Here is a 5,383-nt window from a genome sequence, read left to right as displayed (position 1 = left end):
CCGTGTGAAGGCATCTGAACGCCATAGAACACCATGTTTTATATGGGTTTGATTGGCACCGTTGGGCTATGAATTGCTCCAAATTACACCAGAATTACACCAGCCACACGGCAGCGTGCGGCACTGCACATGCCTGGCCTACACTCAAAGCCTTGCACTGCTGCGGCGAGCCGGCTCGCGGCGGAGGATTCACTGGAGTCGCCAGCGATCTTCGTTTTGCAGGATGCGGACATCTCGCAAAAAGACGGATACCGGGTATGCCATGAGTACGGCTTTGTTGCTCCCCCATGAGCCGAAGGCCGCAAACATCCCTGATAGAATAACGGGAACAAAATAGAGAGAGAACAGAAAAATGACCGTATCCAAAAATCGTGGGACCGAATGGGCGACATATAGGGATGATGCGGCAAACAAGCCATAAGCGGTAAAAAAGCTCTTCTCGGACGAGAATACGGCATAGTCTGGACGTATTGGAAAAGCCCAAGGGCTGGGTATGTCAGAGGCTTCAGGATATTTTTGGCGCAAAGTATCGGACACCTCTACCGCCAGATCAATGGTGCCAAAAATTCGGTTGATGGCGGATGTTCTCCGACCAGTCAACGGCTTGCGCCAATTCTCCAGAAACACCACGAGAAGTGGCGCAAAAAGCCCGATAACCATAGTGATGGGCAGCGCCAAAGGTAGCTGGCTATCGGTTGACGCTCCTGGAGACAGATAAAGCGCATATAGGGCATGGCCCAGTATCAGCATTGCGGATACGCATCCGACTACACCGAGCCCCAAAAAGAAACGGTTCATCCAGAATGACGGCAAACCAGAGCCATAGACCTCCGTTAGATACCGCAATGCACGGTCTTCCGCACTGCCAGGATGTCGGCTCAAACATGGGCTCAACCAGTATCTGATAGCACGCACAAAGTCCACAGGTCCGGGTTTCCTGAACCACATCCACAGGAAAGAGTATACAAAGAAATTGGCTGCTATCCAGAACAGACCAGGCATCACGCCTTCCTCATTTTTGATCTCCCAGATCCTTGCTGATGATAGATGGTAAGGATCGGTCTCCGAACAGGTAGATGTCGGCGGTCGAGTCTTCCGGCTGGATGTGGATGCCAATGGACAGACCATCCAGCCGGTCTTTGTGGAGATGACGACGGCGGGCCACTTGGGTTTTACCCCATGTGGCCACCTGCAGCTTTAGATACCCAGCCAGTTCGCACAGATTGGCATGGGTCATAACCGCCTGCCATGGAGCCTCGTATGGAGCCCAGATTTCGGCATCGTAGTTGGTGAGCCCGGTATTGTGGTCAAGGGTTTGAATGCCTGGTGCCTGGAATCGCTCACGGTCCATCAGATAGGGCTCGGGATTGATGCGAACAACAAGGCTGGCTCCTGACCATTCCAGGGCGGTTTGTGATAGCTCCCGCCAGGCGAGCACCAGGGCCTTGCTGTGGGCGTAGCTGAGAGGTGCTTTCTCTGGCAGCCATTGGGCTATCGTCAAGAGTTCGGTTTTCAGGTCTTCAGGGAGTCCCTTGATGATCCCGTCATCAATCCGCATCAGCAATATCCTCAAACAGTGGCGTGTCGGTATCTGGTTCCGTGGACTCACGGCCTGGGCCATCGTCCCGATACCCATTGATGGCCCAGGCTGCGGCGACCCAGAGATCTGGGGCACCGTCAGCCACAAAGGCTTCGTTGCAAAGGTAATGATCGGTGACGTTGTTATAGTCAGTGTGTTGCATCAGGCGGTTCGTCCCTCTGGAATCTCCACGGGGTATAGATCACCGGCGGGTCAGTCCGGGGTTGCTTCCTGACGCGGCTTGACTCCGCACGGCGACTCTCCTGGGTGTTGATCTATACCTCTTCACGCAAATGATTGCGGAGGGATAAATAAATGAGCCGGCGAGTTTCCAATCTGGCATTCAATCGGGAGTTTCCTGTAGCTTCCGGATTGTCTGGGATACCCAAAGACAACGCTGTGCGTCTTGCGCGGGATCACCAAAATCGTTTTGATGCTGAGGCGGTTGGAGTTTGGCTAGACGGCCATCCCGACATCCCGCTGGGCTGGCTCTATCGGAAAGATGCCAATCGGGATGTCGTTCTGCAGAAACTCAAGACCGTCGAAGAAATCGGCGGGCATGTTGAAGTGCTCCGCCGCCCCGGGGCCAAGGCCCCGCAGAAGGTAGTAGTATTCTGGCTGTGATCCGTAAAATTAGAAGCGATGTCATCACATCGCCTCCCACGGATTGATTACCTTGAGGCTGGCGGCCTGGAACGGCGTCATGTCGCGTGTGGCGATGGTGAAGCCGCGAGCTTTCGCTATAGCGGCGATATAGCCGTCTGCCCTGCCGATGGCCTGGCCCACCGCCTTCGCTCGCGCCATCAAGTCGGCGTAGGCTTGGGAAGCGTCCAGGTCGAAGGGAAGAACACGAGCCGTAAATACCAGCAATACCTCCCCCTCCAAACGATTCTGATAGATTGTGCGACGCTTGCCCTCGGGCATCGTCGCAAGGCCATAGCGCAGCTCTGCCACGGTGATGGCGGACAGGTAGAGCGTTTCAACGGCCTGCGCATCGACCCAGGCAAGCACGTTGGGATTCGGCTCGATCTTCCACAGCTCGGAAATGACGTTGGTGTCGAGAACGATCATTCAAATCTGATCGGCTCGGCCGCCATCTTGTCACGGATCTGGTTGAAGTGCTCAGCTTCGGTATCGGTCAGACCGCCCGCCTCGCGTGCGATGGAAGCCAGCAGAGAACCGAGTTTTAGGCGGCCCTCGGGCTTCGCCGCCTTCTCCAGGATGTCGCGGATTTCAGCTTCGGTGCTGCGGCCGTGCATGGCCGCACGAATCCGAATCGCACGGTGTACATCATCAGGGACGTTGCGAATAGTGATGGATGGCATTGCTTGCTCACTCCGGTATTGGTTGCTTTGATTGCACTATAAGGTAGTGCAAGCATCAACACAACTTGGCATAAGTCGTAAAACGGCCGTCATGCGGATTTCGCAATCCCCCATTGTCCTCTGGTATCTGCTGCGTTGGAATCGTCTACCCAGTAGACGAATGCAGTGAGGGTCAGCGCATGGAATCAAGACGGTCGAAGAAATCGGCGGGCAGGTTGAAATGATCCGCCGTCCCGGGGCCAAGGCCCCGCAGAATGTAGTGGAGGGTTATCCAGCCTTCAGCAGAAAATCTACATGCACCGCATCGTATGGGAAGCAGAATCCTTCCGGGCGTCGCTCGATGATTCCCGCGTTCAGGAGTGCATGAACATCTGTATGGACGGATTTCACGTCGCGCTCTACGCGCCGGGCGATCTCGCGCAGTGAAATTGGGCCATCTCCGGCCATGGCTTTCAGAATGGCCCATCGTTTGGCGGTTAGTACCTTCCAAAGCAATTCTGGAGAATCAAAGCTGATCCTGGGCTCGGACGCCTCTCCGTTTTTCCATGCCTGGGCAAAGTCAGATAGGGAGTCCGCCAGGGTCCGAACATCAATCGTGACCGTGTTCATCAAGCCACCTCCTTGCATCATGAAAAAAATCCGCCACCAGTTGTTCTGCTGTCGAGAACACATACGGCTTTTCCGTCATATCAATATGACGGTGATCTCCTTTGCCGCGTTCGTTGTCGTAACGCACCACACATTGCCCTTGGACAATCAGCGCGAGGCGATACTTGTACGGGTGATCGCACGGCGGCACCGGACATTCAAGTTGCCAAAGCACCATCTCAGCAAAGGCGTTATCCTGTACAGAGACTCGCCGCCGCATCAGCTCTTTGGATTCCATGTTGGCAACAATAACAACACTCGCATCCGTTGGCAATTATCCCAACATACTAGATGGTGGCTGCAGACATTCTGAGCAATTAAACTGGGGACATGGACATGCTTACTTTGGATGATTGCTACGGGCGCGAGGCGGCGCTGGCGGCGCTGGTGTACCTGGGCCAGCCCCAGGACCTGTCGCCCTTGCCTCTGTTCCGGCTGTTGAGTCATCCGCAGCCGGGCATGGCTTTGCGTGACCTGGAGCCCGTTCTCGGGCACTTCATGCGTCACGCTGACCCCCAAAGGGATGCAGCGGACCTGATGGGCGCTGTAGATGCAGATGCCCAGCGTGAGGGCTGGCCGGGAGTTCAGCGTGGGGGGTACTTGTTGGACCTGTTGGGGTTTTTCGCTTCGGATTACGAAGCCTGGCAAAGGGTGTTGCTGCCCTGGTTGGACGATGTGGCTCCTGCCTTGTCACAGGACTTGCCCTTGGTACCCTTTTATCCGGGAGACACCAGAAATAGCCCTTTAGACGCCCTGGCTGTTCGATGGCGGCTTTCCTCCGGGGTGTTGTATGACCGAATGAAAAAGTTGTTGAAGCCGCCGTATGTCTGTTGATGGTCTGCCCCGCTTATACACGGATCGCCCAATTTTTGTCGCGGCGAAGGAGTTGGTGCGGCTAACGGAAGCTACGATACAGGGACGGCTTGAACATCCTGTCCGTCTGATTTTGGCTGGTGGCGCGGCCATGGCTCTGTATTCCCCGACACGAAGCTCTAATGATGTGGATGCGATTTTTTCTCACAGGATCATCCTGCCAGAGGTGTTTGTTTCCTACGTTAGCGATAACGGCGCACGGCTTGCTTTGACCTGGGACCGCAATTACTCGCCAGTATTGGGCTTGATGCACCCGGACGCGGAGGCCAGTGCTATTTTCGTGGCACAGTCCCCCGACAAAAAGTTTGACATGCTAGTATTGTCCCCACTGGATTTGGCAGTGTCGAAACTCGGGCGTTACGCTGAAAACGATAAAAACGACATCCAGGAGTTGTACGAAAGTCGGCTGATTTCTCCGCAAATGCTGGAAGCCAGGGCAGCAGAGGCAATGCTGTATTTTGTTGGGGATCTGGGTCAGGTTCATCACAACCTGAACTTGGCGGTGAAACAGATGGGCTATGCGGTCACGGTGTCCAAGCCTGATGGTATCGCGCCGATGGCCTGTCATGGGTTTCGCACCGACGCCAGTCGATTGGTAGAAGACGGAGAGGGCAATGCCCCAGCACGATGCCTTGCGCGAGGACAGTTCACCGGCAAACTTTTTAGTCTGAGCGAGGATAAGACTGTTGCTATGGCCTTCCAGGGCGGGAGTTTGGTAGCTGTGTACCGGAGCGATCTGAGAGCCATGCCTGAACTCGAACCTTACAAAGGCAAGGTCATTACGATGGTCGAGCGTGAAGATCGCGTGATGGTGCGCGACCGCGATAGAGAGCGTGGCGTTGAGCGTAAGTGATATCCCCTAATTCCGCGATTGCTGTAACGAGGTAGATAGATAAGGCCCCGATCTGCAAGCATTTCTGTTAGAATAGCTTTGTCGAAAAGCATCACCCAGAAGGTG

The 5,383-nt window shown here is 55.0% G+C and carries 10 protein-coding genes; 3 read left to right on the top strand and 7 right to left on the bottom strand.

The window, feature by feature from the left end; genetic code table 11:
• Window positions 1–189: 189 nt before the first annotated feature.
• From AB4090_RS09980 to AB4090_RS09970, 3 genes are all read right to left on the bottom strand, one after another.
• On the bottom strand, window positions 190–882 hold the full coding sequence (locus tag AB4090_RS09980; RefSeq protein WP_369573726.1) for a hypothetical protein: 693 nt from the start codon (window positions 880–882) through the stop codon (window positions 190–192).
• A 130-nt stretch (window positions 883–1,012) separates the two neighbouring features.
• Entirely contained in the window at window positions 1,013–1,558 is a 546-nt protein-coding gene (locus tag AB4090_RS09975) for a hypothetical protein (RefSeq protein WP_369573725.1), read from the bottom strand.
• The gene (locus AB4090_RS09970) at window positions 1,548–1,742 is read right to left on the bottom strand and encodes a hypothetical protein (protein ID WP_369573724.1); all 195 of its coding nucleotides are present in this window, start codon (window positions 1,740–1,742) and stop codon (window positions 1,548–1,550) included. Before AB4090_RS09970 ends, AB4090_RS09975 begins: the two co-directional genes overlap by 11 nt.
• Window positions 1,743–1,894: 152 nt before the next feature.
• On the opposite strand from AB4090_RS09970, the gene AB4090_RS09965 reads away from it, so the two are divergent.
• Complete coding sequence (locus AB4090_RS09965; RefSeq protein ID WP_369573723.1) at window positions 1,895–2,203, top strand: hypothetical protein; 309 nt, start codon at window positions 1,895–1,897, stop codon at window positions 2,201–2,203.
• A 24-nt stretch (window positions 2,204–2,227) separates the two neighbouring features.
• Here the strand turns inward: AB4090_RS09965 and AB4090_RS09960 are convergent, their stop codons facing one another.
• The 4 genes from AB4090_RS09960 to AB4090_RS09945 form a co-directional block, all read right to left on the bottom strand.
• Window positions 2,228–2,650 (bottom strand): type II toxin-antitoxin system VapC family toxin, encoded by a 423-nt coding sequence (locus AB4090_RS09960; protein ID WP_369573722.1) that lies wholly within the window; start codon window positions 2,648–2,650, stop codon window positions 2,228–2,230.
• The gene (locus AB4090_RS09955) at window positions 2,647–2,904 is read right to left on the bottom strand and encodes an Arc family DNA-binding protein (protein WP_369573721.1); all 258 of its coding nucleotides are present in this window, start codon (window positions 2,902–2,904) and stop codon (window positions 2,647–2,649) included. The genes AB4090_RS09960 and AB4090_RS09955 overlap by 4 nt, the downstream gene beginning before the upstream one ends.
• 267 nt (window positions 2,905–3,171) lie before the next feature.
• Window positions 3,172–3,513: a winged helix-turn-helix transcriptional regulator gene (locus AB4090_RS09950; protein ID WP_369573720.1), complete on the bottom strand. Its 342-nt coding sequence runs from the start codon at window positions 3,511–3,513 to the stop codon at window positions 3,172–3,174.
• Window positions 3,494–3,790 carry a DUF6516 family protein gene (locus tag AB4090_RS09945; protein WP_369573719.1) on the bottom strand — a complete coding sequence of 99 codons (297 nt, stop codon included), beginning with the start codon at window positions 3,788–3,790 and terminating at the stop codon, window positions 3,494–3,496. Before AB4090_RS09945 ends, AB4090_RS09950 begins: the two co-directional genes overlap by 20 nt.
• Window positions 3,791–3,888: 98 nt before the next feature.
• Here AB4090_RS09945 and AB4090_RS09940 point away from each other — a divergent pair, with 98 nt between their 5' ends.
• Together AB4090_RS09940 and AB4090_RS09935 are read left to right on the top strand one after the other, a co-directional pair.
• Window positions 3,889–4,386: a hypothetical protein gene (locus tag AB4090_RS09940; RefSeq protein WP_369573718.1), complete on the top strand. Its 498-nt coding sequence runs from the start codon at window positions 3,889–3,891 to the stop codon at window positions 4,384–4,386.
• Window positions 4,376–5,278 carry a DUF6036 family nucleotidyltransferase gene (locus tag AB4090_RS09935; protein WP_369573717.1) on the top strand — a complete coding sequence of 301 codons (903 nt, stop codon included), beginning with the start codon at window positions 4,376–4,378 and terminating at the stop codon, window positions 5,276–5,278. The genes AB4090_RS09940 and AB4090_RS09935 overlap by 11 nt, the downstream gene beginning before the upstream one ends.
• Window positions 5,279–5,383: the final 105 nt, after the last annotated feature.

It is taken from the genome of Acidithiobacillus sp. IBUN Pt1247-S3 (genome assembly GCF_041146875.1).
In the GTDB taxonomy this organism is placed as follows: Bacteria; Pseudomonadota; Gammaproteobacteria; order Acidithiobacillales; family Acidithiobacillaceae; genus Igneacidithiobacillus.
This window is presented reverse-complemented; position numbering and strand designations above follow the sequence as displayed.

Excerpts from the sequence above, each read along its gene's own strand:
- AB4090_RS09975 (WP_369573725.1), bottom strand. The coding sequence starts at position 1,558 with ATGCGGATTGATGACGGGATCATCAAGGGACTCCCTGAAGACCTGAAA.
- AB4090_RS09970 (WP_369573724.1), bottom strand. The coding sequence starts at position 1,742 with ATGCAACACACTGACTATAACAACGTCACCGATCATTACCTTTGCAAC.
- AB4090_RS09965 (WP_369573723.1), top strand. The coding sequence starts at position 1,895 with ATGAGCCGGCGAGTTTCCAATCTGGCATTCAATCGGGAGTTTCCTGTA.
- AB4090_RS09960 (WP_369573722.1), bottom strand. The coding sequence starts at position 2,650 with ATGATCGTTCTCGACACCAACGTCATTTCCGAGCTGTGGAAGATCGAG.
- AB4090_RS09955 (WP_369573721.1), bottom strand. The coding sequence starts at position 2,904 with ATGCCATCCATCACTATTCGCAACGTCCCTGATGATGTACACCGTGCG.
- AB4090_RS09950 (WP_369573720.1), bottom strand. The coding sequence starts at position 3,513 with ATGAACACGGTCACGATTGATGTTCGGACCCTGGCGGACTCCCTATCT.
- AB4090_RS09945 (WP_369573719.1), bottom strand. The coding sequence starts at position 3,790 with ATGGAATCCAAAGAGCTGATGCGGCGGCGAGTCTCTGTACAGGATAAC.
- AB4090_RS09940 (WP_369573718.1), top strand. The coding sequence starts at position 3,889 with ATGCTTACTTTGGATGATTGCTACGGGCGCGAGGCGGCGCTGGCGGCG.
- AB4090_RS09935 (WP_369573717.1), top strand. The coding sequence starts at position 4,376 with ATGTCTGTTGATGGTCTGCCCCGCTTATACACGGATCGCCCAATTTTT.